Genomic DNA, 26,794 nt, shown 5'->3' on the forward strand with positions numbered 1-26,794 from the left:
CCTTGCATTGTGGGGAGTATTGATAGGTCAGAGCGCCCCATTGAGCCCAGCTATGATTCTAAACACACTTTTCCCGGGACCCCCTATCCTCAGTGACGTCCGTGACCAAACAGGTCCCCACGCTCCATGGCCACCACCACAATGCGGGGATCGGTGGAGAGCAGGTTGATCAACCCGGCGCGCACCACCGGGTGGTCGTCGACGACCAGCAGCCGCACTGTGTCCGCGTTCGGGGAACTGTTCCCCGCCGAGGGGACGGTCATCAAGCTTCCGCCCGCGCTTTCGCCTCAGGGGTTGTCACCTGTGCTGACCTGATCTTGCTTTCCCTGTGCGCCGCCTCTTCCTGGTGTGGTTCCCCAAAGGCAGTTGTCTCCGGGGCCGGGCGGGGCCCAGGAGTGGTGCCGTTCTCGGTCACTGGCACCACCATCCCAAGAGTGGTTCCGGCACCCACAGCCGTGTGGATGGTGAGCTGTCCGCCGATCTCGCCGAGTCGGGCGCTGATGGACTGCAGGCCATAGCCGGAGGTGTCCAGGCCGGGGTCGAAGCCCACTCCGTCATCGGTGACCGTCAGGTGGAGCTCGGTCCCGGCGCGGTCCAGGGTGAGATGAGCCCGGGAGGCGGCGGCGTGTTTGCGAATGTTGGTGAGCCCTTCCTGGGCGGAGCGGAGCAGGGCGATCTGCTGATTGGAGGTGAGATTCGGCAGTTTCTCGGGGAGGGTGCAGGATGTTTCGATCCCTCCCTGGGTGGCCGCAGCAGCGAGCCGCTCCAGAGCGCCCAACAGGTCACCGCCCTGAAGCTGTGAGGGGCCTGTCGAGGCAATCAGGGCGCGGGCCTCCTGCAGATTGTCCCGGGCGGTGGCGTTGATGGTTTCCAGCCGGGTGGTCAGGTCCTGCCGCGCACCAGTTTCCGGTCGAGCCGTCCGCAATTGTGCCAGTGCTGCTTCCGACAGCATCACCACTGAGGTGAAGCCCTGCGCCAGAGTGTCATGGATCTCGCGGGACATCCGTTCCCGCTCGGCCATGGCTCCCTGCCGCTGGTCGGCGAGCTGGAGTTCCGCCCGGGCGGCATTGAGCTCGGCGAGCAGCTGGGCGCGGTCTTCACTCTGGTCGATGATCTTGTAGATCCACAGCCCCAGCATGGTCGAGGCCAGGAACGACAGGCCAGCCTGCAGACCGATCCCCACCAGGTCTTCGGAGGCTCCGCTAAATCGGGAGAGCTGCCCGAGGGCCACCGCGACACAGATTGCCGCGGTACTGATCAGACCCGCGCGGGCGGTGGCTGAGAACATCCAGATCTGCGGGAATGCCACGAAGAGAAGGACAGCCCCCGAGCCCGGCAGGAAGGCGAGGAATCCCACAACCAGGACCAGCAGCACCACGTAGGCCACCGGGCGCCACGTGTCCAGGTAACGCTGGCGGGTCAGGAAGGGGTAGGCAGCGGCGAGGAGTGCCATCGCTCCGAGGATCATCGCCCTGACGCTGGGGTTGGGTTCGCCGTTGAGAACAACTATCACTACCGCTGCAAGTGCGGTATAGAAACCGATGTGCCACCACTTCATCCCGTGGATCCACACCGAGTTCTCGGGTAGGAGCCGGTCGGCCCGGTCGGGGTTCGTGCTCATGCCAACACCCTACGGCTCCGGAGCTGCCGCGTCAGATGAGTCGTCACTTCCTTTTCCCCTACTTCTGGGGTGGCCACTTGAAGGTCACCCGCGTCAGGATCAGGCCAGCGACCAGCCAGATCGCGATGACCATCGCCGACATTCCCAGTGCCCATGTTTGACCCGGTTCGGCCATTTCGAACTGTTCGGGCAGGAACACACTCCGCATGCCGCTGGCGGTCCAACGGAGGGGTGTCACGTTCGCGACCGACTGCAGCCATTCGGGCAGGCCGGTGAACTGGAAATAGACCCCTGAGATGAAGGAGAGGATGAGCACCGGAAGGACGGCCAGCGTCGTCGCACTTTCAGTCGATTTCGCGAGGCAGGCGAACGCGGTGCCGGCGACAGCCCAGGCCGCCGTCGCACCCAGCAACAGCCACGTGATGGTGAGCCAATCGCTCCAGGAAGTGGGAAGGTCGACGCCGAGGAACAGGGAACTACCCACCATCAGGATGGTGGTCTGTCCGACTATCAGGTACAGGGTGACGCCCATTTTGCCGATGAAGTAGGACAGCATGGGCAGCGGCGTACCGGCGAGCCGTTTGATGCCGCCATTGAACCGGTCAGCGGCGACGTAGCCGCTGAGATTCTGGAAACCGCTCAGGATGGTGCCCAGGGCCACCATGCCCGGGAAGTAGTACTGCGCCATGGTGACCTGGGAGCCCGGTGGTCCGACCGACGGGTCGCTGCCAAACACCGTACCGAACAGGGCCATCATCACGATCGGGAAGAACAGAATGAGGATCAGGGAGAGCCCGTCCCGGTTGAACGCCTTGATCTCCGTGACCGCCCTGCGGGCTCCCAGGGCGAGGATGCTCGGACGCCAGGTAGCGTTCTGGGCTGGACCGGCCTGCCGGCCCGTCTCGATGGTGGTCATGCCTGGGCTCCTTCACGGGGTGTGACCGTGTCGGTCACGGGGTTCACTGTTGTGCCGTCGTCGTGACGTCGCAGGAGCTCGAGGTAGACGTCCTCGAGACTCGGCCGGATAACCTCCAGATTGACCGGCTCACGCGTGCCACCGTTTGTCAGCCTGTGGACGAGTGCGCCGGGGGACGTTGTTGCTTCCTCATGCCGACCGGCGTCGTCGGTCCACCGCACGCGGGGAATCCTCAGATCGGGCCCGCCGACGGTATCGGCTGTACCGGAGGCGATCAGCCGCCCGGACGCGATGATACCGAGCCGGTCCGACAGGTGCTGGGCCTCATCCAGGTAGTGGGTGGTCAGCACGATGGTGGTGCCGTCCTGCCCGAGGCCGCGGATCAGGTCCCAGAACCGGCGTCGGGCGGCCGGGTCGAAGCCCGTGGTGGGCTCGTCCAGGAAGAGGAGCTCCGGGTTACCGATCATTCCCAGGGCGACGTCGACCCGCCGGCGTTGCCCACCGGACAGCGACTTGATGAGCGATCCGGCCTTCTCCTCGATCCCCACAGCGCTCATGACCTCCTCGACGCTGCGCGGGTTGGGATAGAAAGCGGCGGCGTCCTTGAGTGCCTCGGAGACCTTGAGGGTGCCCATGTCGGTGGCTTCCTGCAGCACGATGCCGATGCGCGACCGGAAGTGGGCTGTCGCCTGGTACGGGTTCTGGCCCAGGACGGAAACGGTGCCCGAGCTTGGCTTGCGGTGTCCCTCCAGTATCTCGATGGTGGTGCTTTTCCCGGCACCGTTGGGACCCAGCAGGGCATAGGTTTCGCCGGCGCGGATGGTCAGGGACAAGTGGTCGACGGCGAGGAGGTCTTCCTTCTTCGGCTGCCGGTAGGACTTCGTCAGAGAATCGACGACGACGGCGTCCGGCCGTGGATCGCCCAGCGGCGACGCTGGTGCTGGAGCAGCGGATGCGGCGGGTGCTGCGGTGCTGTGGGTGGTGGCTGGCTGTTTCATACCCCTAGCGTGGCACCCATCGGGGCGGGGGAGAAGGTCCGGCAGATTGAGTGTGCCTGTACTGCTGAAGCAGGACAGGCACCCGAGGGTTTAACGAGCGCCGCCCCCGCCGAAGAATGACTCGGCGGGGGCGGGCGGTGGAACCACCGGCGCGGGTTAGTTGCTCGCGATCATTTTCTGCAGGGCGATGGTGCCATCGGTCTTGGGCAGGAGCAGCCACAGCACGAAGTACATGGGGATGCTGATGAACGGGAGGAGGAAGCTGAGGAGGATGCCAATCCGGACGTAGGCCACCGGCCAGTTGAACTGGGCGGCGATGCCCGAGGCAATCCCGCCGAGCCAGCCGCCCGGTGCGCGCTTGATAGGGGACTTGCGGAGGATTTCGAAGAATTTGTCCATGGTTTAGGTTAACCCGTTTCAGCGGTTGAGGAGTGAGAGGTTGAAAGCTGCTGGGGTGGTGCGGGGCTGGTATTCGGCCGGAGCTACTTACGGCCGGCCATCGAGACGAGGCCGCCGACCACCAGGGCGATGCCGGTGCCGACCAGGAGACCCATCAGCACCAGACCGGTGTCCAGGTTGATGTCGACGAGCTGCGCCAGCAGCACCAAGATGCCCACGGTGATCGCTATCAGCCCCCAGACCACGGTTCCGGCGCGGACTGGCCTGCCGCCGTCGTCGTTCTTTACGGTGTGCTCGGGTGTGCTCATCGCGAGATGCCTCCTACGTTTTCAAGTTCGGTCTGGCTGGCAGCAACGGTGGTGTGGCTCATCGCGCCGCGGATCTCGAGGATGATCGAGGGTCCTGAGGCGTTCTGGTTGAGGTCGATTTCAGCCGGGTGCCACATGCCGCCGGCCGTCGCCTCCTGGCCGTTGTCCACGGTGCTGAGGGCTCCCAGGGCGATCGAGGAGCGAACCTCGACCGGCACGTCGTCGGGAATCAGAATGCCGACGTTCCCCGCGAGCGAGTTCACCGGGACCACGATGTCCTCGTCGAGATCGGTGAGGTTGCTGAGATCGATCGTGCCCTGGCCAGCTACCACTGTGTACCCCTCGCTGGCCGGTCCCTGCGTGGCGGCGGTCCAGACGGCACTGCTGCCGATGGTGAGTGCTCCGGTAGCGAAGGTGGAACTGGTCACGACCGCCGCCACCACGCCAACCGCTGCCATGAACCCGAGGGAGCCCGAGGTGCGGCCACGCAGTCCCAGTACAACGATGCCTACCCCCAGGAGGATCAGGCCAGCGGCGATTGCCACGGGGATTGCGGCGTTGCCAAGGTTGAAGACCCCGGTGTAATCGAGGGCGAGGACCGCGCCAACGGCGATGAGCGCGCCACCCAGATAAAGGGCCAACTCGGCGCCGCTTGGTTTGGGGATGGGAGGTTTGCGCGGGACGGGTGGGCTGTTCCGTGGTGCAGGAAGCGGCGGAAGCTCGCTGTAGAGCGGAGGTGGGGTGAGTGTGCTCGCGCGAGGTACCTGTCCCGGTTTGTCGGTGGCTACTGTGTGAGCAGCGCCGGCGTGGGTGGCACTGGTGGGGGAGGAATCATCCGATTTCCTGTTCGACACCGCGACCACGACATAAATCCCGAAGACGATTGCTCCGACCCAGAAAAGGGTCCAGAAGAACGCGCCGTCGCCGACGAAGAACGGGAAGTTGGGGCGCCCGATCCCCGCAATGGTCAGGATCAGCGCGCCGGTCATTCCCGAGGTCCAGCTCCCCTGGGTCGCGGATTCAAGGTGGATCCGTCCGTCAGGTTCGGGGAGCAGCGCCCAGGCAAGGCCATACAGCAGGATCCCTACTCCGCCGAAAATGGCCAGCAGCACGAACCCGCCGCGGATCAGGACCGGGTCCAGTCCGGTCCTGGCGGCGACGCCGCTCGCGACCCCGCCGATCCAGCGGTCCTGGCCCCTGACCACGCCGAGGCCGCGGAGCCAGCCGAAGAAGTTGGTGCCAGCGGATGACGACGACGACGATGACTGCGCAGACGCAGACGAGGACGACGGCGCAGACGAAGACGACGGGGACGAGGATGAAGACGACGACGCACGGGCGCCCTGCGGTGGCAGTTGTTCGGTGGTCGGGGTCGGGGTCGGGGCCGGGGTCGGGGGCGGGGTCTGGTCAGCGGGGCGGGTCGGAGGAGCAGCGTCGTCCTCATTCCTCTCGGGCGAGGCCGGTGCTTCCCCGGAGGTGGACTCACCTGGGTCCTGCGGGGTTTCCGGCGCCGGCTCCGGCCGGGGGTCGTTCGGTTCCTGATGCGGGTTCATACCTCAATCCTGTCCACCGGGAAGGGAAGTCGCTATCGGGGCCTCCCCTGACCTACCCCTGAACGGTGCGGGTCTTTCCCTGAATCCCACCCCGACCCAGCCATGATCGTGTTTGGATGGGGGTATGCGACCAGCCCTGCTCCGTTCCAACGACGCGATGATCGCTGGTGTCTGCGCGGGCCTTGCCGCCCACCTCGGCATCACCGTGAACGTGGCACGGATCGGCATGGTGGGTCTGGCGCTCGCTGGCGGGGCCGGGATCTTCCTGTACGGGTGGTTGTGGGTGCTGGTTCCTACCCAGGAGGAACAGCTCCGCAAAGGGCCCACCTTGGTGGGTCCGCGCCTTGCCTTCCCCAAGTCCTCAGGACAGGCGGAAGGCATCAGCGGACGCCCGGACACCGGTGGGCGTTCCGCTGGCGGTCCGACGGCGGACCAGTGGGCTGGTCCCCGAAGCAGCGCCCAGTCCTGGATTGGCAAACGTGAGGTACTGCTGGGCACGGCGCTCCTGCTGGTGGCGGCGGTGGCGATTGCCCAGCAGCTGGGCGCCAACCTGCCACTGGATACGCTGCTCCCGGTCGGGGTGGTCGCGGCTGGCGCCGTCCTGGCCTGGACCCAGTTGGATGAGAGCCGCCGCGCCGGCCTGATGAACCGCGCCGGGGCCTCGCAGGCGGGTGGACTGGCCCGCCTCGTCGCGGGTCTGCTGCTGGTCACCGTTGGGGTGCTGATTCTGGTCTCCGGTTCCATTGCCTGGGAGATCACGTGGTCCACCTTGATTGCGACGGGGGCGGTCCTGGCCGGTGTCTTCCTGGTGCTGGCACCCTGGGGGCTGAAGTTCTGGCGGGATCTCGAAACCGAGCGGTCGGGGCGGGCCCGGGAGACCGAGCGGGCGGAGATAGCCGCCCATCTCCATGATTCGGTGCTGCAGACCCTCGCGCTGATCCAGAACCGGGCCGGCTCCGAACAGGACGTCATCCGGTTGGCCCGTGCTCAGGAGCGGGAGCTGCGGAGCTGGCTGTATGCCGACGCCACCCACCAGTCCGGGAACCTTGCCGCACGGATCCGTGCCCTGGCGGCCGAGATCGAGGACAGCTACGGTACCCCGATCAACGTGGTGGTGGTGGGTGATACGGAGTTGTCGGCGCAGCAGGAGGTTCTGGCCCAGGCGGCCCGGGAAGCCGTACTGAATGCCGCCAAGCACGCCGGCGGCAGCATTTCCGTCTACCTTGAGGCGAGCCCCACCAGTTCCACCATCTTCGTCAGGGACCGTGGACGTGGCTTCGACCCGGATGCGGTTCCTGCCGACCGGATGGGGATCCGCGTCTCCCTGTACAGCAGGATGCACCGTCACGGCGGCGACGTCTCCATCAGGAGCAACGCCGACGGCACCGAGGTTAAACTGTTCATGCCCGAAAGTCCCGCGGATGGAGCGCAGTGAATACTACTCAGGATCCAGTCACCGTGGTGGTGGTCGACGACCATGCCATCTTCCGTTCCGGGCTGCGTGCTGACCTGGACAGTCGAATCGCTGTGCTGGCCGAAGCCGCGGGGGTGGTCGAGGCGATAGCGATGATTCATGAGCACCGGCCACAGGTTGTCTTGCTCGACGTGCATCTACCCGGTGGCTCCGGCGGAGGTGGAGCCGAAGTGATCGCCGGGTGCACGGCGCTGCTGGCCGGAACGCAGTTCCTGGCGTTGAGCGTCTCGGACGCAGCCGAGGACGTGGTCACCGTCATCCGGGTTGGTGCCCGCGGTTATGTCACCAAGACCATCTCCGGCGCCGAAATCTCCGACGCCGTTCTCCGGGTTGCCTCAGGTGATGCTGTGTTCTCGCCACGCCTGGCCGGATTTGTGCTCGACGCCTTCGGCACCGCGGCGGTGGCGTCGGTCGACAGCGAACTCGACCGCCTCTCCGCCCGCGAGCTCGAGGTGATGCGCCTGATTGCCCGCGGGTACAGCTACAAGGAGGTGGCCAAGGAACTGTTCATCTCCATCAAGACGGTCGAGACCCATGTCTCGGCGGTGCTTCGCAAGCTGCAGCTGTCTTCCCGCCATGAGCTCACCCGGTGGGCGGCGGAACGGCGCCTGCTGTAACAGCGACGTTCGACAGCTGTCGCGAGCTACCGCGCCGTTGCCAGGAACTCCTGTAACCTGCCGACGCCGGTGGCAAGGTCGGCGTCGCCCAGCGCATAGGAGAGGCGCAGGTAGCCGCTGGGTCCGAAGGCCTCACCCGGAACCACCGCAACCTCGACCTTGTCCAGGATCAAAGCCGCGAGTTCCGCTGACGTCACCGGGCGGACACCTGCGAGCTCCCGACCCAGCAGGGAGCGCACGTCGGCGTAGGCGTAGAAGGCGCCCTTCGGGACGGGGCACTCGATGCCGTCGATCGCGTTCAGGCCCTCGACCATCGCCTTGCGGCGCCGGTCGAACGCCACCTTCATCTCATGCACCGCGGTCAGCGGGCCGGCGACGGCGGCCAGCGCTGCCATCTGGGGCACGTTGGACACATTGGAGGTGGCGTGGGACTGCAGGTTGGTGGCCGCCTTGACCACGTCCTTCGGTCCGATCATCCAGCCCACCCGCCAGCCGGTCATGGCATACGTCTTGGCGACCCCGTTGAGGATCACCATCCGATCCCCGATTGCGGGGGAGGCGGTGGCAATCGAGGTGAAGGGGACGCCGTCGTACGTGAGGTGCTCGTAAATCTCGTCGGTCACCACCCACAGCCCACGTTCGGCAGCCCAGTCACCGATCTCCTTGACCTGCTCCGGGCTGTAAACCGCACCCGTGGGATTGGAGGGGGAGACGAACAGGAGAATTTTGGTGCGCGGGGTCAGTGCGGCCTCAAGCTGGTCGACGGTGACCAGGTAGGACTGCTCCGGTCCGGCGAAGACCTCTACCGGAACACCGCCTGCCAGCCGGATGGCCTCGGGGTAGGTGGTCCAGAAGGGGGTGGGCACCAGTACCTCATCATTCGGGTCGAGGAGGGTGGCAAACGATTCATACACGGCCTGCTTGCCACCGTTGGTCACCAGCACCTGGGACTGATCGATTGCGTAACCCGAGTCCCGGAGAGTCTTCTCGGCAATGGCTTGCTTCAGTTCCGGGAGGCCCCCGGCCGGGGAATACCGATGGAAGCGTGGCTGCCGGGCGGCGTCGATCGCTGCCTGGACAATGTAGTCGGGGGTCGGGAAATCCGGTTCACCGGCACCGAACCCGATGACCGGTCGCCCCGCGGCCTTGAGTGCCTTGGCCTTGGCATCGACCGCCAGCGTGGCCGACTCCGCGATCGCAGCGATCCGCTGCGAGATTCGCCGCGAGGGAGGGGTGAAGGAGTCCGGTGAGGTGGCGTCGGAGGTGGCAGCCATAGTGTTCCCTTAGGGTCGATGTGCGGTGGACTGGGACGTCATCCCAGCTTAGGCCGTTGCCGCGATCTGGGCCCGCTCCGGAAGCCAGGGCACGCCGGTTCGACGTTGGGGCAGTGATTGCGTAGACTTGTTCCTCGGTGTTGAAATCGCCATGATGGTCCATGCCTGCGCCAGCGCAGCGGGATCGGCGGATTCTCTCCATAGGGTAGTGGCGCAATTGGTAGCGCAGCGGTCTCCAAAACCGCAGGTTGCAGGTTCGAGTCCTGTCTGCCCTGCGCATTAGGCGTAAACAAAAAGTCCTTGCGGACTTCAGAAACCGACACAGATGGAAGAGGTTGAAGGTGACCGAAACGGCTGCGGGCAGCTCACAGGGTAGCCCTTCCGACAAGAAGGCTCCCAAGCGGGGCTTCTTCGGTCGGATCTTCCTCTTCGTGCGGCAGGTTATCTCTGAACTCCAGAAGGTAGTTGTACCGACCCGCAAGGAACTCGTGCGGTACACCATCACCGTGATGGTCTTCGTGATCATCATGATGCTGATCGTGACCGCCCTGGACTTCCTGTTCGGGACGGCTGCGGTGTGGGTCTTCGGCGGCGCATAGCTGGACCCGCGCGGTAATGCAGTAAACGAAGCTGATGAATCTTAGAAAGCAGGCGGCTAGGTGTCCGAGCAAGAACTCGAACGGCAGATCACTTCTGTTGAGGATGATCTGGAGAACGAGGATCAGGTAGCTGATTCCGGTGTCGAAACGACCCCGGCTGACAGTGACGCCCCGGCAGATAGCGAGCCCGAGACTGCAGCAGAGCCCGAAACGGGCGATGTCGAGGTAGAGGCCAACGACCAGGTTTCCACGGATGACGAAATGTCCGAGGATGCCGAATCAACCGACAGCGACGACGCCGTTGAAGGCGACGACGAGGATGCGGCTCCGGCTGAAGATCCCGTCGCACTGTTCAAGGCCAAGCTCCGCCGCCAGGAGGGTGACTGGTATGTCATCCACTCCTACGCCGGCTACGAGAACCGGGTCAAGGCGAACCTCGAAACCCGTATCCAGACCCTGGACATGGAAGAGCACATCTTCGAGATCCAGGTGCCGATGGAAGAAGTGGTGGAGATCAAGAACACCACCCGGAAGATCGTCAACCGGGTCCGGATCCCGGGCTATGTCCTGGTGCGTATGGACCTCACCGACGCATCGTGGGGCGCCGTCCGGCACACCCCGGGCGTCACCGGTTTTGTGGGCAACGCCCACAACCCCGTCCCGCTGAGTCTGGGTGAAGTGTTCTCCATGCTTGAGCACACGGTGGTCCACACCGACCCAGAGTCCGGCAAGCCAGCGAAGAACCAGCTGACTCCAGCAACGGTCAACTTCGAGGTCGGCGAGCCGGTCACGGTCAACGAGGGCCCGTTCGAGACGCTGCAGGCCACCATCTCCGAGATCAAGCCGGAGTCCCAGCAGCTCGTTGTCCTGGTATCGATCTTCGAACGCGAAACTCCTGTGACGCTTTCGTTCAGCCAGGTCACCAAGCTGCAGTAATCAAGCTTCGTACCACCAGGGCCGGCTTAGCTCAGGTGGTGCGGTAGGTCATCACGCCATGGTGACCAACAACCCATGGGACGCTCCTGTCCTATGGACGTAATGTGAAAGAAGGACCCTTCATGGCCCCCAAGAAAAAGGTCTCCGGCCTGATCAAGCTGCAGATCAATGCAGGCGCTGCCAACCCAGCGCCCCCCATTGGTCCAGCACTTGGCCAGCACGGCGTCAACATCATGGAATTCTGCAAGGCGTACAACGCTGCGACAGAATCACAGCGCGGAAACGTCATCCCCGTTGAAATCACTGTGTATGAGGATCGCTCATTCACGTTCATCACCAAGACTCCTCCAGCTGCCGAGCTTATCAAGAAGGCTGCCGGAGTTGCCAAGGGTTCGGCCACGCCGCACACCGTCAAGGTTGCCAAGCTGACCAAGGACCAGGTCAACGAGATCGCCACCATGAAAATGGAAGACCTCAACGCCAACAACATCGAGGCTGCTGCCAAGATCATCGCTGGCACCGCCCGCTCAATGGGCATCACGGTAGAAAGCTAACCCTTTCCACCCACCGCACGGCTGAGCAATTCACCGTGCACCCCAAACAACAAAACGTAGACGTCAGGGCCGCCAATCAGGCGGGATCGGACGTCGGAGTGTGGCAGGGCCCGCGCGGTCCGCTGACCACAACTGCATAAGGAGAAAAAGCAGATGGCAAAGCGCAGCAAAGCATATAAGGCGGCCGAAGCCAAGATCGAGGCAGACAAGCAGTACGCCCCGCTCGAGGCAGTAGTTCTGGCCAAGGAAACCAACCCTTCCAGCTTCGACGCGACCGTCGAGGTAGCGTTCCGGTTGGGTGTTGACCCACGTAAGGCCGACCAGATGGTCCGCGGCACCGTCAACCTTCCTCACGGCACCGGCAAGACCAAGCGCGTCCTGGTCTTTGCAACCGGCGAAAAGGCTGAAGCGGCAATCGCTGCCGGCGCTGACTTCGTTGGCTCCGATGACATGATCGAAAAGGTTGCAGCCGGCTGGGTCGACTTCGACGCCGCCGTCGCCACCCCTGACCTCATGGGTAAGGTTGGCCGTCTGGGTAAGGTACTGGGTCCCCGTAACCTCATGCCGAACCCGAAGACCGGCACGGTTACCGCCGACGTCACCAAGGCTGTCACCGACATCAAGGGCGGAAAGATCGACTTCCGCGTGGACAAGCACTCCAACCTGCACTTCATCATCGGCAAGGTGTCGTTTGATGTGCAGAAGCTCGCCGAGAACTACGCGGTGGCACTGGAAGAGGTCCTGCGCCTGAAGCCTTCCGCTTCGAAGGGTCGCTACATCCAGAAGGCAACTGTCTCCACCACCTTCGGTCCCGGCATCACCGTGGACCCAAGCGTCACCAAGGTTCTTGCCGACGCATAGGGTTCTATCCGCCGTCGGGCGCAGCATCACTGCTGAATAAGTGAAGGGTCGCAGCACAGAGCTGCGGCCCTTCGCGGTGTAAGGGATGGGGACAGATAGTCAGAAGCATCAGGAGAATTAGTGATTGGCAGTTACCAATCACTCGGTTAGACTTCAGCTATGAAAACCTCAGCCGTCACCATCGACGTCCTGCCCCGCCCGTCATCCCTGGACCTGCCGGGCGGTGCGGATTTCATCGCTGCCGCTGAACTGAGCAACCTCGTGGAACGGGACCTCTGGGGGAATGATGACCACTATTACAGCCCCCAGGCGCGGCACGAGTCCTCGCAGCCCAGCGACTACGAGGAGCGCGTGATGTTCGTGGCGCGGGACGGCGGCAGTGTCGTGGGGAAGGGCGTCGTCGATATTCCGCTGACCGACAATCTGGGCACCTGCTACGTGTTCGTTGCCGTGCATCCTGACTATCGCGGGCAGGGAATCGGTACCGGGTTGTACCGCGCACTGGAGGGTCACGCGGCGGGGATCGGCCGGTCGACCATTATGGCGTGGGCCGACGAGCCCGCCGGGTTTGACCTGGACCCGGGCAACGTCCTGGTCCCCGCTACGGGCGCCGGAGCATTCCCCCGGAACAGCGCGACGACGGCGCTGGCCCTGCGGAACGGATTTCAGCTGGCGCAGATCGATAGGTGCAGTGTGCTGGATCTCGCGACATCACTGCCACAGGCTGGCGCCCTGGCCCAGGCCGCCCAGGATGCAGCAGGGCCGGACTATGAACTGGTGCGATGGCAAAATCGCTGCCCGGATGACCTGGTGGAGCAGTACGCGCTCCTGCGCCAAACGATGAGCACGGATGTGCCGATGGGGGACCTTGACTGGGAGGAAGAGGTCTGGGACGCCGCCCGAATCCGTGAGGGGGAGGAGAGGCTGCTGCGGACCGGTGGATTCTCCCTGGTCAGGGCGGTCCGCCATCGACCCACCGGGTTGCTTGCCGGCCACACCATCCTCGAATACCAGCCAGCAAGGCCTGAAGTGGTCTCACAGGACGACACTCTGGTCCTCCGGGCGCACCGTGGCCGGCGGCTGGGCATGTGGCTCAAGGCGGCGAACCTCCTGGATGTGCCGGCGGTGTGGCCCGAGGCCCTGCGGGTCTATACCTGGAACGCCGAGGAGAACGCCCACATGCTTGCCGTGAACGTGTCAATGGGATTTGTGCCAGCCGGATACACCGCCGCGTGGCAGAAGAAGGCCGACGACGACGGCGTGACTCAGCACCAGAGTGACGACGGCGTGGCCCAGCACCAGGTGTAGTGCCCGTCCGGTCCCGTCTGTCCCCTTCGGGTCACAGGCGAGTGGTTCAGCTGCAGAATAGTGGTTACCTGACCACTATCCTGCTGCTGAACCACTTTTCTCGTCTGCGGTCGCATCGGGGAGCCGTGCGGAAGGGGGATTTGGCTACCTTCCGGACCGTGACGTACCCTTGAAGAACCAAAGACCGTCGGTCGATGCGTATCCCACCCTTAGCTCGCAGGATTTTTCTGTGGTGTGAGGTTCGGGGTGTGCGTCTGAAGGTTCCCGTAACAGGGCGGCCAGCGCAGGTGAACGAAGCTTCTCGGAATAGACGGCCCAGCCGTAGTTTTGAATCAAGCCCCGTGCATCTGCGCGGGGCGTTTTTTATTGGGGCAGTCGCAGCCGGCATCAATTCCCCGGAAGGAGGGTTATGGCAACCGCAATCAAGGTAAGCGCAGTTGAGGAAATCGTCACCGATTTCAAAGACTCAAATGCTGCAGTCCTAACCGAATACCGCGGGCTCACCGTCGCACAGCTCAAGGAACTGCGCCGTTCACTCGGCCAGGACACCAAATACGCTGTCGTCAAGAACACCCTGACGGGCATTGCAGCCAAGGAAGCCGGCATCGACGCGTTCGAAAGCCAGCTTGCCGGACCAACTGCAATCGCCTTCATCAAGGGTGACGCCATCGCGGCGGCAAAGAGCCTCACGGATTTCGCGAAGTCCAACCCACAGCTCATCATCAAGACCGGCGTCTTCGAGGGTAAAGCCCTCGACGCAGCCGGTGTCAAGGCTCTCGCTGCTCTTGAGTCGCGCGAACTTCAGCTGGCCCGCGTTGCCGGAGTGCTGCAAGCACCCATGGCAGCACTTGCCCGCACCCTTGATGCACTGCGCATCAAGCAAGAGGAGGAAAGTGGAGCGCCTGCAGCAGCAGAGACGCCAGCCGCTGACGCTCCTGCTGCAGAGGAAGCAGCTGCACCCGCAGCCGCCGAGTCAGAGGCGGCTCCCGAAGCTGCTGCAGCGCCTGAAGAAAAGTAATTTTCTTCATCCACCAAACTCCGGTACCCAGCATCACATTCGATGCACGGCACCACTATAGGAAGGAAGGCTCTCGCCATGGCGAAGCTCACCAACGAAGAGCTCATTGAAGCTTTCAAGGAACTGACCATCATCGAACTCTCCGAGTTCGTCAAGCTGTTCGAAGAGACCTTCGACGTCACCGCTGCTGCAGTTGCAGCTGCACCTGCCGGCGGCGGCGCAGGCGAAGCTGCTGAAGAGGAGAAGGATTCCTTCGACGTTATCCTCGAAGCAGCAGGCGACAAGAAGATTGCAGTGATCAAGGAAGTTCGTGCCCTGACTTCACTGGGTCTGAAGGAAGCAAAGGACGTTGTCGACAGCGCCCCCAAGGCTGTGCTGGAAGGCGCAACCAAGGATGCTGCCGAGAAGGCCAAGGAATCCCTCGAGGCCGCTGGCGCGACGGTAACCCTGAAGTAGGCTCTTTCAGCTATTCAAAGAAGCCCCGGACTCCACGAGTCCGGGGCTTCTTTGTGTCCGGGGGCGGTCGATCACCCCGAGCTGATGGGCCCGGGGTGATTCCCCACGCCGCCTAGTTCAGGTAAAGCAGCAGCGCCTCGCCCTGACCGCCGCCACCGCACAGCGACACGGCCGCCCGGCCAGCGCCGCGCCGCCCCAACTCATGCGCAGCGTGCAACGCGAGGCGTGCACCCGAGGCGCCGATGGGATGGCCCAGGGCGATTGCCCCGCCATGGATGTTGCAGTTCTCCAGCGGGTAGTCCAGGTCCTGCAGTGACTGGCAAGCAACCGAGCCGAACGCCTCATTGATCTCGATGAAGTCCAGATCGGAGCTCTGCCAGCCGGCGCGGTCCAGCGCCTGTTCGATCGCGCGCGACGGCTGCGAGTGCAGGGAGTTGTCGGGCCCGGCCACCTGACCCGGCTGCCCCACCACCGCGAGGATGGTCAACGACTTCTCCTCGGCGTGGGCACGGGTGGTCAGCACGAGCGCTGCGGCTCCATCGGAGAGTGGGGACGAGTTGCCAGCGGTAATCGATCCTGCCTTATCAAACGCGGGCCGCAGCCCGGCCAGGGACTCCACGGTCGTCGTGGGGCGGACACCCTCGTCCTGGGTCAGCACCACCGGCTCACCCTTCCGCTGGGGGACAGTGACCGGGACGATTTCGACGTCGAATACGCCCGACTCCATGGCAGCGGCTGCCCGCTGATGCGAAGCCGCGGCCACGGCGTCCTGATCTTCGCGGCTGATCCCCAGCCCGGTGTTGCCCCGTTCGGTCGAGGCGCCCATCGATTCGTTGTCGAAGGCGTCGGTGAGGCCGTCGTTGGCTACCGAGTCGATTGCCTGGATGTTGCCGTACGTCCAACCCTGCCGCGATCCCGGCAGGAGGTGCGGTCCGCGGGTCATTGACTCCTGGCCGCCGGCGATGACCACCGTCGCCTCGCCGCTACGGATCAACCGGGCGGCATCGATGACAGCGGTGAGGCCTGAGAGGCAGACCTTGTTAAGGGTGACGGTGGGGACATCCCAGCCGATACCGGCCTTGAGCGCGGTTTGCCTTGCGGGGTTCTGGCCGCAGCCTGCCTGGATGACATGGCCCATGATCACTGCCTGTACCGAGCCGGCGTCGACCCCTGCCTTGTCCAGCGCGCCGGCGATTGCCATGGCACCCAGGTCGACAGCCGTGAAGGAGGACAGTTGCCCGTTGAGGCGGCCGTGCGGGGTTCGCGCACCCCCGACAATGACGACGTCGGTCGGGGACTTTTCTTCAGTGTTCATCGAGGGGAACGCTCACTTTCGTCTTTGAAGCAGTTGCGTCAAGGCTACTCTGTCCGGTCCAGCTCAGCTAGTGAACATTAACTGAAATGGGTTGCCGACTCCGCGAGAGCGTGGCTGCCAGCAGCACCCCAGCCACCAACGAACCGACTCCACCGGCAGCTATATCGCTCAAGGTGTCTTCATAGCCCACATTGATTTCATGGGTGATGTACTTGCTCCCCGCCCACTCGGCAAACTCCCACACGACGCTCAGGCTCAGACCCAGGGCAAGGGTGATGATGGTGACCCCGGTTGCGGTCCGACGGCCGGGCGCAGGTCGAGGGAGATAGCGCATCCGCAGGAGCAGCAGGTAGGCGATGAGGGCAATGGCCGCGGTGGCAAGCGTATGGACGGCAAGATCCCACCACGAGATGAGCTCGTACAGGTCGATGACGGCGCTCCACCCCGCAACAAGCAGGGTAGCTCCGTAGGCGGCATCGACCCGGGGATCAACGCGAACCATCCGGGACACAAGGACGCCACCGAGCACAAGGAACAGCACTGCGAATTCAACGGGCCCCCACCAGAGCAACACAGCGATGACGCTGAGCAAGGCAGCCGTTCGGATCACGTCGGCCGTCACCGCCCAGGGGGTTGACGCAGGTCGAAGTAGATCGTCAATCATGTAAAACACCCTAGTATCAATGGCATGCCCCCAACACTTTCAGTGGTCATCCCGTGCCGCAACGACGGTGACCTCCTGGCCCTTTGCCTGCAGGCTCTGGGCGCCCAGACCCGGCCCCCGCTGGAGGTGATAGTCGTCGACAATGGTTCGACCGATTCGACAGTTGCGATTGCCGAGGCGCACGGGGCGCGGGTGGTCACCGAACCGGTGATCGGGATCGGGGCAGCCGCAGCAGCTGGCTACAACGCTGCCCAGGGCACCATCATTGTCCGATGCGACGCCGACTCGGTGCCGTCCGGGGACTGGCTGGAGAAGATCGCCACCCGCTTCGCCGACGACGTCGGGCTCGCAGCGCTCACGGGACCCGGACAGTTCTACGATGTTTCCCGGTGGCGGGGCGCCGCCGCGGACCTGCTGTACATGCGGGCCTACCTTGTCCTCATGGGTGCGGCCATGGCGCACTGGCCACTGTTCGGCTCCAATATGGCCTTCCGCTCCGAGGTGTGGGAAGCGGTGCGTACCCGGGTGCATTCAACCGACCCCGAGGTGCACGACGACGTCGACCTCGCGTTTGCACTGGCCCCGGGGCATCGAACGGCGTGCGATTTCTCGCTTCGGGTCGGGATTTCGCCCCGGGCGCTCATCGGGGGAGCCGACCTGCGACGCCGCTTCGTCCGTGCGTTTCGCACGATTGCGCTGCACTGGAGGGTTTCGCCACCGTGGGAGCGGTGGGCGGGCCGTTACCGCCCGGCGGCCAGATAGCGCGACGACCGGCTGTGCCTCGGGGACTACCCGGCGGGGTAGAGCAGCGGAAGCTGGAGCGTCAGCCAGGGGCTGAACGCCCAGGGGGTGAGCCGGACCGATTCGACCAGCTGGTGGGGTTCTACCCACTCCCACTGGCTGACCTCCGAGTCCCGTGGGGATAGCTCGCCAACGCAACGGGCGGTGTAGACGGGGCAGATCTCGTTTTCGACCACCCCGGAGAAGTCCACGGCCCGGTACCTGAAATCGGGGAGCGCGAGGGAAAGGTCAGTCACGGCAATCCCCAGTTCGTAGCCGGCCCTCCGCGCAATCGCGTCGACGGTGGATTCGCCCGGTCCTGGGTGCCCGCAGAACGAGTTGGTCCAGACGCCCGGCCAGGTGCGCTTGGACAGCGCCCGGCGGGTGACGAGGATCCGCCCGTCGTCGTCGAACACGTGGGTGGAGAAGGCCAGGTGCAGCGGCGTCGAGGTGTGGTGCACCTCCGCCTTGTCCTGGGTGCCGGTGGGTGCCCCGGATTCGTCAACGAGGACCACCAGTTCAGTACCGGATCCCGAACCGCCGTCTGCTTCAAGCACTGTCTGACTGCTCCCTGACCTGAGTCGTTTAGCTAAAGAATGTGAGGTCAGTGTTTACTTTACCTATGGACATGGAAACCTTGCTGGTCGACTCCCGCGGCTTGGAGCAGGTGGAAAGTGTCCTCTCAAACAGTTTTGCCCGCTCGAAGGCCCGTGCGGCGACCCTTGGTCCTACGTACCACCACCTGTGGGAAACACTCGAGAACTGCGCCGCTGGCGGCAAGCGTTTTCGTCCGCGCATGGTCATGACCGCTTACGACTGCCTCGCCGGGACCGACCGGGACAACGCAGCTCTGGTGGCAGCGTCCTTCGAAATGCTCCACACGGCACTGATCGTTCACGACGACGTGATCGACCGGGATTTCGTCAGGCGGGGCATCCCCAACGTGTCGGGTACCTACCGGCTGCTGGCCGAAGACGCAGGCCTCGCACCCGACGACGCCGCGCACCGCGGACTGTCCATGGGACTCATTGCCGGGGACCTGGCCCTCTCCAGTGCCCACCGCCTGCTCGATGGCGTCCGCACCGACCCCGCCACGCGGGAACGGCTCGGTGAGCTCCTTGATGACGCAGTGTTCGCCTCCGCGGCGGGGGAACTGCTCGACGTCGACGCTTCAACCTCCGACGTGGCATCGTCCGAGGAAACCCTCCAGATGGCGCGGCTGAAAACGGCTGTGTACTCGTTCGAAAGCCCGCTCAAGGCCGGTGCCGTCCTGGCGGGTGCCGATGAAGCCATCATCGATTCCCTCGGTGATTTCGGCAGGGATGTGGGGATCGCCTACCAGCTGGCCGATGATATCCTCGGCGTTTTCGGGGACGAGAAGACCACCGGAAAGACCACCTGGGGGGACCTGCGGGAGGGCAAGCGGACCGCCCTGATCTCGTACGTCGCCCAGCGGGCCGAATGGGAGCAGATTTCATCACTGGTCGGATCGCCGGAGCTCTCGGCCGCCGGGGCCGAGAAGATCCGCGGAGTCCTGAGGTCCAGCGGGGCACTGGATCACGTGGTGTCGCTGGCAGGAGACTATGCGCAGCGGGCACAGGAGCATCTGGGTGCCGCGCATATCCCGGCTGAACTGCGCGACGGGCTGGCCCACGTCGCCACGGCCGTCCTGGCGAGGGTGCGTTAGCCCATGCAGCCACACGACGCCCTTGCCTTCTACACCGATGTCACCCACCGCACCTCGGCCGTGGTGATCAAGTCCTACTCCACCTCGTTTGGGCTGGCCTCCCGGCTATTGGGTGGTGACGTCCGCCAGCACGTTGAGACGGTCTATGCCCTGGTCCGGGTTGCCGACGAGGTGGTCGACGGCGCGGCTGCCGCAGCGGGGCTCAACCCCGATCAGACGCGGGAGGTACTCGATGACCTGGAGAGCGAAACCGAGCGGGCCATGGCTACCGGGTACAGCGCCAACCCGGTGGTTCACGCCTTTGCCAACACCGCACGGGAAACCGGAATCACCGCCGAGCTGACCCGACCCTTCTTCGCCTCGATGCGTGCCGACCTGGAACGGACCGAGCACACGCAGGAGTCCTTCGACGAGTACGTCTACGGCTCGGCCGAGGTGGTGGGCCTGATGTGCCTGAAATGCTTCCTGTACCAAGAGGTAACCAAGCCAAGCGCCGCCCAGGAACAAAAGTTCGTCGACGGAGCCCGCCGACTGGGAGCTGCCTTCCAGAAAATCAATTTCCTGCGCGACCTTGCCGACGACTTCAAGTCGCTGGGGCGCAGCTACTTTCCCGGTATCAGGCCCGGAAACTTCGGCGAAGCCGACAAGCACCGGCTCCTCGATGACATTGCAGCTGACCTGGCCGTGTCTGCCGAGGCACTTCGGGAGCTGCCGGGTTCCAGCCGTCGCGCCGTCGCTCTGGCCCAGGGGCTCTTCGCCGAGCTTTCCGCGCGGCTACGCGACACCCCTGCTGAAGAACTCCTGACGTCGCGGGTCCGGGTGCCTAACCCGGTGAAACTCCGAATTGCCGCCCGGGCACTGGCGGGCCGTGTCCCGCAGCCTGATGAAACACCCTGATGACCACCGGAAGGCTGCCATGAACTCCCACGCACCCCTGAACAGCCCAGTGAACGGCCCACGTCGGAAGGTGATAGTCATCGGCGGCGGAATCGCTGGCCTCGCCTCGGCTGCCCTGCTCGCCGAGGAGGGCCACGAGGTCACCGTGCTGGAGAAGCAGGCAGCCACGGGCGGGCGGGCGGGCCTCTGGGAACAGGATGGGTTCAGGTTCGACACCGGCCCGTCCTGGTACCTGATGCCCGAGGTGATCGATCACTTCTTCAAGCTGCTCGGCACCAGCGCCACCGCGCAGCTGGACCTGGTCAAACTCGATCCGGGGTACCGGGTGTACTCGGAGGGGCACACCCAGCCCATCAACGTTCCCGCTGAGCGCGCCGACGTCGTGAAGTTGTTCAACGACATCGAACCAGGGGCGGGGGAGGCCCTGGAGAAGTATCTGGACTCGGCGAGTGAAACTTACACCATGGCTACCCGGCGTTTCCTCTACACCACCTTCCAGTCGTTCCTGCCGTTCCTACGCCCGGATGTCCTCAGCCGAGTCCCCAAGCTGGTTCGCCTGCTGCTGCAACCGCTGTCCAGGCTCGCCGCCGCAACGGTGACTGATAACCGGCTGCGCCAGATTCTGGGGTACCCGGCGGTCTTCCTCGGTACCTCCCCCTTCGAGGCACCCAGCATGTACCACCTGATGAGCCACCTGGACCTCGACGACGGTGTCCTGTACCCGATGGGTGGGTTTACCCGGCTGACCGAAGCCATCCACTCGCAGGCCCGGAGCCGGAACGTGGAGATCATCACCGGAGCGCGGGTGGATCAAATCCTGACCCTGCCCGGCGATGGGCGGTCCCAGAAGGCGCGGGTGACCGGCGTCCGTTGGGTCGCGGCCGACGGCGCCGTGCACACTACCGCTGCGGACACGGTGATCGCAGCCAACGACTTGCACCACGCCGAAACGCAGCTCCTGCAACCCGCGGACCAGACCTACCCGGAGAAATACTGGTCCAGCCGGACGGCTGGCCCCAGTGCTCTGCTGCTGTACCTGGGCGTCAAGGGCGGACTGCCCGAACTGGAACACCACACCCTCTTGTTCACCGCTGATTGGGAAGACAATTTCTCGCGGATTTTCGGTAAGACCACCTCGGTGCCGACCCCCGCGTCGCTGTACGTGTGCCGGCCGAGTGCCACCGACCCCGGTGTGGCCCCTGAAGGCCATGAGAACGTGTTCGTGCTGGTGCCAGTGCCTGCTGACCCCGGGCTGGGAGCTGGCGGGATCGACGGCGCGGGCGATCCCGGCATTGAGAGCCTCGCCGACACAGTGATCGACCAGATCAGCAAGTGGGCGGATATCCCCGATCTCGCGGACCGCATTGTCGTCCGCCGCACCTATGGGCCGCAGGACTTCGTCGGGGACTTCAACGCCTGGCAGGGCACCTCGTTGGGCCCGGCGCACGTGCTCAGGCAGAGCGCGTTCTTCAGGGGCCGCAACAAGAGCCGCAAGGTCGAGGGGCTCTACTATGCGGGCAGCTCAACCATTCCGGGCATCGGCATCCCCATGTGCCTGATCAGCGCCGAACTGCTGATCAAACGGCTGCGCTCCGACACCAGCACCGGTCCGCTGGCGGAGCCCCTGGTTGCCCGGGCGGGCGTTCCAGAGGCCGCCGTGGGCAAGGACGGGCAATGATTCCTGCCCCCTACCTGGTCATACTGTTGGCCGCTACGGCGCGGGCTGAACGGAACCGCGCATGAGCGCCGACGCCAGGACCGGCCTGTCCGGGACCGCGAAGATGCTGCTGGTGTCCTCCCGCCCCGTGTCCTGGGTGAACACGGCGTTCCCCTTCGCGGCCGCGTACTTCCTCACCACCGGGTCCATCGATCTGGCGTTTGTTCTCGGGACGCTGTACTTCCTGATCCCCTACAACCTGGCCATGTACGGCATCAACGACGTCTTCGACTACGAGTCGGATCTCCGGAATCCCCGCAAGGGCGGGGTGGAAGGTGCCGTCCTGGACCGCAGCTTCCACCGCGTCACCCTGTGGGCTGCAGTGCTGACGAATGTCCCGTTCCTGGTGGCACTGCTGCTGCTGGGCAACCCGCTGTCTGCGCTGGTGCTCGCGGTGAGCGTGTTCGCGGTGATCGCCTACAGCGCTCCCGGACTCCGGTTCAAGGAGCGACCCTTCCTCGATTCGGTCACCTCCAGCACCCACTTCGTCAGTCCGGCCGTATTCGGGCTGGTGCTTGCAGGCGCCACCTTCGACGTCGGCCTCTGGGCGGTGCTGGGGGCGTTCTTCCTCTGGGGCGTCGCCAGCCAGGCCTTTGGTGCGGTGCAGGACATCCAGGCCGATCGTGAAGGTGGCATCGCCTCGATTGCGACGGTCCTCGGGGCACGCACCGTCGTGCGCTTCGCCGTCTTCGCCTACCTGCTGAGCGGACTGCTGATGCTGATGACGCCCTGGCCGGCAATGCTCGGTGGACTGCTGGCCCTGCCGTACATCCTGAGCATCCTGCCTTTCGCCGATCTCCGCGACGAGGACTGCGAAAGCGCCAACCAGGGGTGGCGGCGTTTCATCAGGCTGAACTTCCTCACCGGGTTCCTGGTGACCATGCTCCTGATCTGGGTGACCCAGGCAGGTTGACCGGGCCGGGCTGACCCGGATCACGTATACCACACCCCGGCTGGACAGGGCGGGCGCTCTGCAGTACAGTAGATATTTGCGTCTTTCCTCTTAACCTCGGCCTTCATATAGCGGTGGGCTTTGTTTTGCGTTAGTCATTTAACGGCAGATTCACTGTCCGGTATGACCGCAGGCAATTGGTTCGCACACACAATCCCCGCGTTGATACGCGGCGGCAGTGCAAAGAGGGCGGATATAGCTGAACAAGCCGAAGGTCTGTGGAAGGATCCCTCTTGGTCGCCTCGAGCACCTCTAATAATGCAACCGCTACCAGCCAGGTCGACGCCGACGGCGTCGCCCCCCGGCTTTCATTCGCAAAGATTCACGAACCGCTGGACGTTCCTAACCTCCTCGCGCTCCAAACCGACAGTTTCGACTGGCTGGTAGGAAACGATCGCTGGAAGGCGCGCGTGCAGGAAGCTCTGGAACAGAAGCTCCAGGGTGTGGCCTCCACATCCGGTCTCGCTGACATCTTCGAAGAGATCTCCCCGATCGAGGACTTCCAGGGCACCATGTCCCTGAGCTTCTCGGAGCCGGAGTTCGCCGATCCGAAGTACACCATGGCCGAGTGCAAGGACCGCGACGCTACGTACGCGGCCCCGCTGTACGTCAAGGCCGAGTTCATGAACAACAACACTGGCGAGATCAAGCAGCAGACAGTGTTCATGGGCGACTTCCCGTTGATGACGGAGAAGGGCACGTTTGTGATCAACGGCACCGAGCGTGTCGTCGTGTCACAGCTGGTTCGTTCGCCGGGCGCCTACTTCGAGCGCACCGCCGACAAGACCAGTGACAAGGACATCTTCAGCGCGAAGATCATCCCGTCACGTGGCGCCTGGTTCGAACTCGAAATCGACAAGCGTGATCAGGTCGGCGTTCGCCTTGACCGCAAGCGCAAGCAGTCGGTCACGGTCCTGTTGAAGGCACTGGGATGGACCGAGGGCCAGATCCTCGAGACCTTCGGTGAGTACGACTCCATCCGCGCCACCATGGAGAAGGACACCACCGAAACGCAGGAAGACGCGTTGCTGGACATCTACCGGAAGCTTCGCCCGGGAGAGCCACCCACGGTCGAGGCCGCCAAGACGCTGCTCGACAACCTGTATTTCAACCCCAAGCGCTACGACCTGGCCAAGGTTGGTCGTTACAAGATCAACCGCAAGCTCGGCATCGACAAAAACCTTGACGATAAGGACGCCTCGGTCCTGAACATCGACGACATCGTCGCGATGATCAAGTTCCTGGTTGCCCTGCACGCCAATGAGAAGACCCTCACCGGCAAGCGCGACGGCGGCGACGTCGAACTGCGCGTCGAGGTCGACGACATTGACCACTTCGGCAACCGTCGTATCCGTGCGGTTGGCGAGCTCATCGAGAACCAGGTCCGCACCGGCCTGTCCCGGATGGAGCGCGTGGTCCGGGAGCGGATGACCACCCAGGATGTTGAGGCCATCACGCCTCAGACCCTGATCAACATCCGCCCGGTCGTCGCTGCGATCAAGGAGTTCTTCGGAACGTCCCAGCTGTCGCAGTTTATGGACCAGAACAACCCACTGGCCGGTCTGACGCACAAACGTCGCCTGTCAGCGCTGGGCCCGGGCGGTTTGTCCCGTGACCGTGCAGGCATGGAAGTTCGAGACGTCCACCCGTCCCACTACGGCCGTATGTGCCCCATCGAAACCCCTGAAGGCCCGAACATTGGTCTGATCGGCTCGTTGGCATCCTACGGACGCATCAACACCTTCGGCTTCATCGAAACCCCCTACCGCAAGGTAGTTGGCGGCATCGTCACCGAGCAGATCGACTACCTCACCGCCGACGACGAGGTGGAGCGCCTGATTGCCCAGGCGAACGCCCCGCTCGACGACAAGGGCAACTTCATCGAACCTACGGTTCTGGTGCGTACCCGCGGTGGTTCAGGCGAGCCTGTTCTGGTCGAGGCCATCGAGGTCGAGTACATGGACGTCTCACCGCGCCAGATGGTGTCGGTCGCTACGGCCATGATTCCGTTCCTGGAACACGATGACGCGAACCGTGCGCTCATGGGTGCGAACATGCAGCGTCAGGCTGTCCCGCTGCTCCGCTCCGAGCGCCCCCTGGTGGGCACCGGTATGGAGAAGAATGCCGCTGTCGACGCCGGCGACGCAGTCACCGCTGTCAAGGCTGGCGTGGTCAAGGAAGTTTCAGCCGACATGGTGAGCATCCTCAACGACGACGGCACCGAAACGAACTACCCGATCATGAAGTTCGCCCGTTCCAACCAGGGCAACGCCTACAACCAGCGCGTGCTGGTTGCAGACGGTGACCGCGTTGAATACAACACGATCATCGCCGACGGTCCCTCAACCGACCAGGGCGAACTCGCGCTGGGCAAGAACATGCTCGTCGCGTTCATGTCCTGGGAAGGCCACAACTTCGAGGACGCGATCATCCTCTCCCAGCGCATCGTCTCCGACGATGTCCTGACCTCGATCCACATCGAGGAGCACGAGGTTGACGCCCGCGACACCAAGCTTGGTGCCGAGGAAATCACCCGCGACATCCCGAACGTCTCCGAAGAGGTCCTGGGGGCCTTGGACGAGCGCGGCATCATCCACATCGGTGCCGAGGTTGAAGCAGGCGACATCCTGGTTGGCCGTGTCACACCCAAGGGTGAGACCGAGCTGACCCCCGAGGAACGTCTCCTACGGGCCATCTTCGGTGAGAAGAGCCGCGAAGTCCGCGACACGTCACTGAAGGTTCCCCACGGTGAGTCCGGTACGGTCATCGGCGTTCGCATCTTCGACCGCGACAACGACGACGAACTGCCCCCCGGCGTGAACCAGCTGGTCCGCGTCTACGTGGCACAGAAGCGTAAGATCACCGACGGCGACAAGCTCGCAGGGCGTCACGGCAACAAGGGCGTCATCTCCAAGATCCTTCCGATCGAGGACATGCCGTTCATGGAAGACGGCACCCCCGTCGACATCGTGCTGAACCCGCTGGGTGTCCCAGGCCGCATGAACGTGGGCCAGGTTCTGGAAATCCACCTCGGTTGGGTGGCCAAGCAGGGCTGGAAGATCGATGGCGAGCCGGAATGGTTGAAGAACCTCCCGAACCTGCCCCGCGAAAGCGGTTCGACCACGGTTGCGACCCCCGTCTTCGACGGCGCAACCGAGGACGAAATCGTTGGTCTGATGAACTCCACCCGGGAAACCCGCGACGGAAAGCGCCTCATCGGCGGTTCCGGCAAGGCGTTGCTCTTTGACGGCCGCTCCGGCGAGCCGTTCCCGGACCCCATTTCGGTCGGCTACATGTACATCCTGAAGCTGCACCACCTGGTGGACGACAAGATCCACGCACGCTCCACCGGGCCGTACTCCATGATTACCCAGCAGCCGCTGGGTGGTAAGGCACAGTTCGGCGGACAGCGCTTCGGTGAAATGGAAGTCTGGGCCCTCGAGGCTTACGGCGCGGCCTACACGCTGCAGGAACTTCTGACGATCAAGTCGGATGATATCCACGGCCGCGTGAAGGTCTACGAAGCGATCGTGAAGGGCGAGAACATCCCAGAGCCGGGTGTCCCCGAATCCTTCAAGGTGCTGATCAAGGAAATGCAGTCGCTGTGTCTGAACGTGGAAGTACTCTCCACCGACGGAACCACGATAGAGATGCGTGACTCGGATGAAGAAGTCTTCCGGGCCGCGGAGGAACTGGGCATCGACCTGTCACGGGCCGAGCCAAGTTCTGTCGAGGAAGTCTAAGGCGACCTTCGGATTTAGCCCACTCCGGTGCCTGGAGTAAGGCGGCTTTAATATTTCAGAGGCCGTCCGCGGCCGAAGAAATTTCGTTGCCGCCGTTCCAGGTACCGGAGCGGGCGCCGGAACCGCCCGCTCCCTCCCCGCCCCTTA

Annotated in this window: 26 protein-coding genes and 1 tRNA gene; 16 read left to right on the forward strand and 11 right to left on the reverse strand. The window is 64.1% G+C overall.

Annotated elements, in window-relative coordinates:
- Nucleotides 1–89: 89 nt before the first annotated feature.
- The 7 genes from H4V95_RS04100 to H4V95_RS04130 all read right to left on the reverse strand — a co-directional run bounded on the left by H4V95_RS04100 (nucleotide 90) and on the right by H4V95_RS04130 (nucleotide 5,795).
- Complete coding sequence (locus tag H4V95_RS04100) at nucleotides 90–263, reverse strand: hypothetical protein (RefSeq protein ID WP_245345568.1); 174 nt, start codon at nucleotides 261–263, stop codon at nucleotides 90–92.
- Entirely contained in the window at nucleotides 263–1,621 is a 1,359-nt protein-coding gene (locus H4V95_RS04105; RefSeq protein WP_209728901.1) for a sensor histidine kinase, read from the reverse strand. The genes H4V95_RS04100 and H4V95_RS04105 overlap by 1 nt, the downstream gene beginning before the upstream one ends.
- A gap of 58 nt (nucleotides 1,622–1,679) precedes the next feature.
- On the reverse strand, nucleotides 1,680–2,537 hold the full coding sequence (locus H4V95_RS04110; protein ID WP_209728903.1) for an ABC transporter permease: 858 nt from the start codon (nucleotides 2,535–2,537) through the stop codon (nucleotides 1,680–1,682).
- Nucleotides 2,534–3,535 carry an ABC transporter ATP-binding protein gene (locus H4V95_RS04115; RefSeq protein WP_196865256.1) on the reverse strand — a complete coding sequence of 334 codons (1,002 nt, stop codon included), beginning with the start codon at nucleotides 3,533–3,535 and terminating at the stop codon, nucleotides 2,534–2,536. The genes H4V95_RS04110 and H4V95_RS04115 overlap by 4 nt, the downstream gene beginning before the upstream one ends.
- Before the next feature lie 156 nt (nucleotides 3,536–3,691).
- The gene (locus tag H4V95_RS04120; protein WP_192476773.1) at nucleotides 3,692–3,934 is read right to left on the reverse strand and encodes a PspC domain-containing protein; all 243 of its coding nucleotides are present in this window, start codon (nucleotides 3,932–3,934) and stop codon (nucleotides 3,692–3,694) included.
- Nucleotides 3,935–4,017: 83 nt separating this feature from the next.
- Nucleotides 4,018–4,242: a hypothetical protein gene (locus H4V95_RS04125; RefSeq protein ID WP_196865255.1), complete on the reverse strand. Its 225-nt coding sequence runs from the start codon at nucleotides 4,240–4,242 to the stop codon at nucleotides 4,018–4,020.
- A complete protein-coding gene (locus H4V95_RS04130) occupies nucleotides 4,239–5,795 on the reverse strand; it encodes a PspC domain-containing protein (protein WP_209728905.1) in 1,557 nt (518 codons plus the stop codon). Before H4V95_RS04130 ends, H4V95_RS04125 begins: the two co-directional genes overlap by 4 nt.
- A gap of 124 nt (nucleotides 5,796–5,919) precedes the next feature.
- Here H4V95_RS04130 and H4V95_RS04135 point away from each other — a divergent pair, with 124 nt between their 5' ends.
- Complete coding sequence (locus tag H4V95_RS04135) at nucleotides 5,920–7,230, forward strand: ATP-binding protein (RefSeq protein ID WP_209728908.1); 1,311 nt, start codon at nucleotides 5,920–5,922, stop codon at nucleotides 7,228–7,230.
- On the forward strand, nucleotides 7,227–7,886 hold the full coding sequence (locus H4V95_RS04140; protein ID WP_312883939.1) for a response regulator transcription factor: 660 nt from the start codon (nucleotides 7,227–7,229) through the stop codon (nucleotides 7,884–7,886). The genes H4V95_RS04135 and H4V95_RS04140 overlap by 4 nt, the downstream gene beginning before the upstream one ends.
- Nucleotides 7,887–7,912: 26 nt before the next feature.
- Here the strand turns inward: H4V95_RS04140 and H4V95_RS04145 are convergent, their stop codons facing one another.
- Entirely contained in the window at nucleotides 7,913–9,160 is a 1,248-nt protein-coding gene (locus tag H4V95_RS04145) for a pyridoxal phosphate-dependent aminotransferase (RefSeq protein WP_209728910.1), read from the reverse strand.
- A 202-nt stretch (nucleotides 9,161–9,362) separates the two neighbouring features.
- On the opposite strand from H4V95_RS04145, the gene H4V95_RS04150 reads away from it, so the two are divergent.
- The 8 genes from H4V95_RS04150 to rplL all read left to right on the forward strand — a co-directional run bounded on the left by H4V95_RS04150 (nucleotide 9,363) and on the right by rplL (nucleotide 14,892).
- Nucleotides 9,363–9,435, forward strand: a tRNA-Trp gene (locus H4V95_RS04150).
- A 66-nt stretch (nucleotides 9,436–9,501) separates the two neighbouring features.
- Complete coding sequence (gene secE, locus H4V95_RS04155; RefSeq protein ID WP_196865575.1) at nucleotides 9,502–9,759, forward strand: preprotein translocase subunit SecE; 258 nt, start codon at nucleotides 9,502–9,504, stop codon at nucleotides 9,757–9,759.
- A gap of 60 nt (nucleotides 9,760–9,819) precedes the next feature.
- Entirely contained in the window at nucleotides 9,820–10,695 is an 876-nt protein-coding gene (gene nusG, locus H4V95_RS04160) for a transcription termination/antitermination protein NusG (RefSeq protein WP_209728912.1), read from the forward strand.
- Nucleotides 10,696–10,817: 122 nt separating this feature from the next.
- Nucleotides 10,818–11,249: a 50S ribosomal protein L11 gene (rplK, locus tag H4V95_RS04165; RefSeq protein WP_171583883.1), complete on the forward strand. Its 432-nt coding sequence runs from the start codon at nucleotides 10,818–10,820 to the stop codon at nucleotides 11,247–11,249.
- Between the two features lie 153 nt (nucleotides 11,250–11,402).
- Nucleotides 11,403–12,110, forward strand: a complete 708-nt coding sequence (gene rplA / locus H4V95_RS04170) for a 50S ribosomal protein L1 (RefSeq protein ID WP_171583884.1) — start codon at nucleotides 11,403–11,405, stop codon at nucleotides 12,108–12,110.
- A 159-nt stretch (nucleotides 12,111–12,269) separates the two neighbouring features.
- Nucleotides 12,270–13,418, forward strand: coding sequence for a GNAT family N-acetyltransferase (locus tag H4V95_RS04175; protein WP_209728914.1), 1,149 nt, complete (start codon nucleotides 12,270–12,272; stop codon nucleotides 13,416–13,418).
- Between the two features lie 409 nt (nucleotides 13,419–13,827).
- Nucleotides 13,828–14,436: a 50S ribosomal protein L10 gene (gene rplJ, locus H4V95_RS04180; RefSeq protein ID WP_196865249.1), complete on the forward strand. Its 609-nt coding sequence runs from the start codon at nucleotides 13,828–13,830 to the stop codon at nucleotides 14,434–14,436.
- 78 nt (nucleotides 14,437–14,514) lie between these two features.
- The gene (rplL, locus tag H4V95_RS04185) at nucleotides 14,515–14,892 is read left to right on the forward strand and encodes a 50S ribosomal protein L7/L12 (RefSeq protein ID WP_209728917.1); all 378 of its coding nucleotides are present in this window, start codon (nucleotides 14,515–14,517) and stop codon (nucleotides 14,890–14,892) included.
- A gap of 112 nt (nucleotides 14,893–15,004) precedes the next feature.
- Here rplL and H4V95_RS04190 read toward each other — a convergent pair whose 3' ends face one another.
- Entirely contained in the window at nucleotides 15,005–16,207 is a 1,203-nt protein-coding gene (locus tag H4V95_RS04190; protein WP_209728919.1) for an acetyl-CoA C-acetyltransferase, read from the reverse strand.
- Between the two features lie 67 nt (nucleotides 16,208–16,274).
- Nucleotides 16,275–16,871: a hypothetical protein gene (locus tag H4V95_RS04195; protein WP_209728921.1), complete on the reverse strand. Its 597-nt coding sequence runs from the start codon at nucleotides 16,869–16,871 to the stop codon at nucleotides 16,275–16,277.
- Nucleotides 16,872–16,895: 24 nt separating this feature from the next.
- On the opposite strand from H4V95_RS04195, the gene H4V95_RS04200 reads away from it, so the two are divergent.
- The gene (locus tag H4V95_RS04200; protein ID WP_245345570.1) at nucleotides 16,896–17,633 is read left to right on the forward strand and encodes a glycosyltransferase family 2 protein; all 738 of its coding nucleotides are present in this window, start codon (nucleotides 16,896–16,898) and stop codon (nucleotides 17,631–17,633) included.
- A gap of 26 nt (nucleotides 17,634–17,659) precedes the next feature.
- On the opposite strand, the gene idi is transcribed toward H4V95_RS04200, so the two are convergent.
- Nucleotides 17,660–18,208: an isopentenyl-diphosphate Delta-isomerase gene (idi, locus tag H4V95_RS04205; protein ID WP_312883941.1), complete on the reverse strand. Its 549-nt coding sequence runs from the start codon at nucleotides 18,206–18,208 to the stop codon at nucleotides 17,660–17,662.
- Between the two features lie 65 nt (nucleotides 18,209–18,273).
- Between idi and H4V95_RS04210 the strand changes: the two genes are divergently transcribed.
- From H4V95_RS04210 to H4V95_RS04230, 5 genes are all read left to right on the forward strand, one after another.
- Nucleotides 18,274–19,338: a polyprenyl synthetase family protein gene (locus H4V95_RS04210; RefSeq protein ID WP_209728923.1), complete on the forward strand. Its 1,065-nt coding sequence runs from the start codon at nucleotides 18,274–18,276 to the stop codon at nucleotides 19,336–19,338.
- 3 nt (nucleotides 19,339–19,341) lie between these two features.
- The gene (locus H4V95_RS04215; protein WP_196865245.1) at nucleotides 19,342–20,235 is read left to right on the forward strand and encodes a phytoene/squalene synthase family protein; all 894 of its coding nucleotides are present in this window, start codon (nucleotides 19,342–19,344) and stop codon (nucleotides 20,233–20,235) included.
- A gap of 19 nt (nucleotides 20,236–20,254) precedes the next feature.
- Nucleotides 20,255–21,913, forward strand: coding sequence for a phytoene desaturase family protein (gene crtI, locus H4V95_RS04220; RefSeq protein WP_209728925.1), 1,659 nt, complete (start codon nucleotides 20,255–20,257; stop codon nucleotides 21,911–21,913).
- 61 nt (nucleotides 21,914–21,974) lie between these two features.
- A complete protein-coding gene (locus tag H4V95_RS04225; protein WP_209728927.1) occupies nucleotides 21,975–22,865 on the forward strand; it encodes a prenyltransferase in 891 nt (296 codons plus the stop codon).
- 272 nt (nucleotides 22,866–23,137) lie between these two features.
- Entirely contained in the window at nucleotides 23,138–26,647 is a 3,510-nt protein-coding gene (locus H4V95_RS04230) for a DNA-directed RNA polymerase subunit beta (protein WP_196865243.1), read from the forward strand.
- The last annotated feature ends 147 nt before the right edge of the window (nucleotides 26,648–26,794 follow it).

Origin of the sequence: Arthrobacter sp. CAN_C5 (assembly GCF_017875735.1) — a bacterium.
In the GTDB taxonomy this organism is placed as follows: Bacteria; Actinomycetota; Actinomycetes; order Actinomycetales; family Micrococcaceae; genus Arthrobacter_D.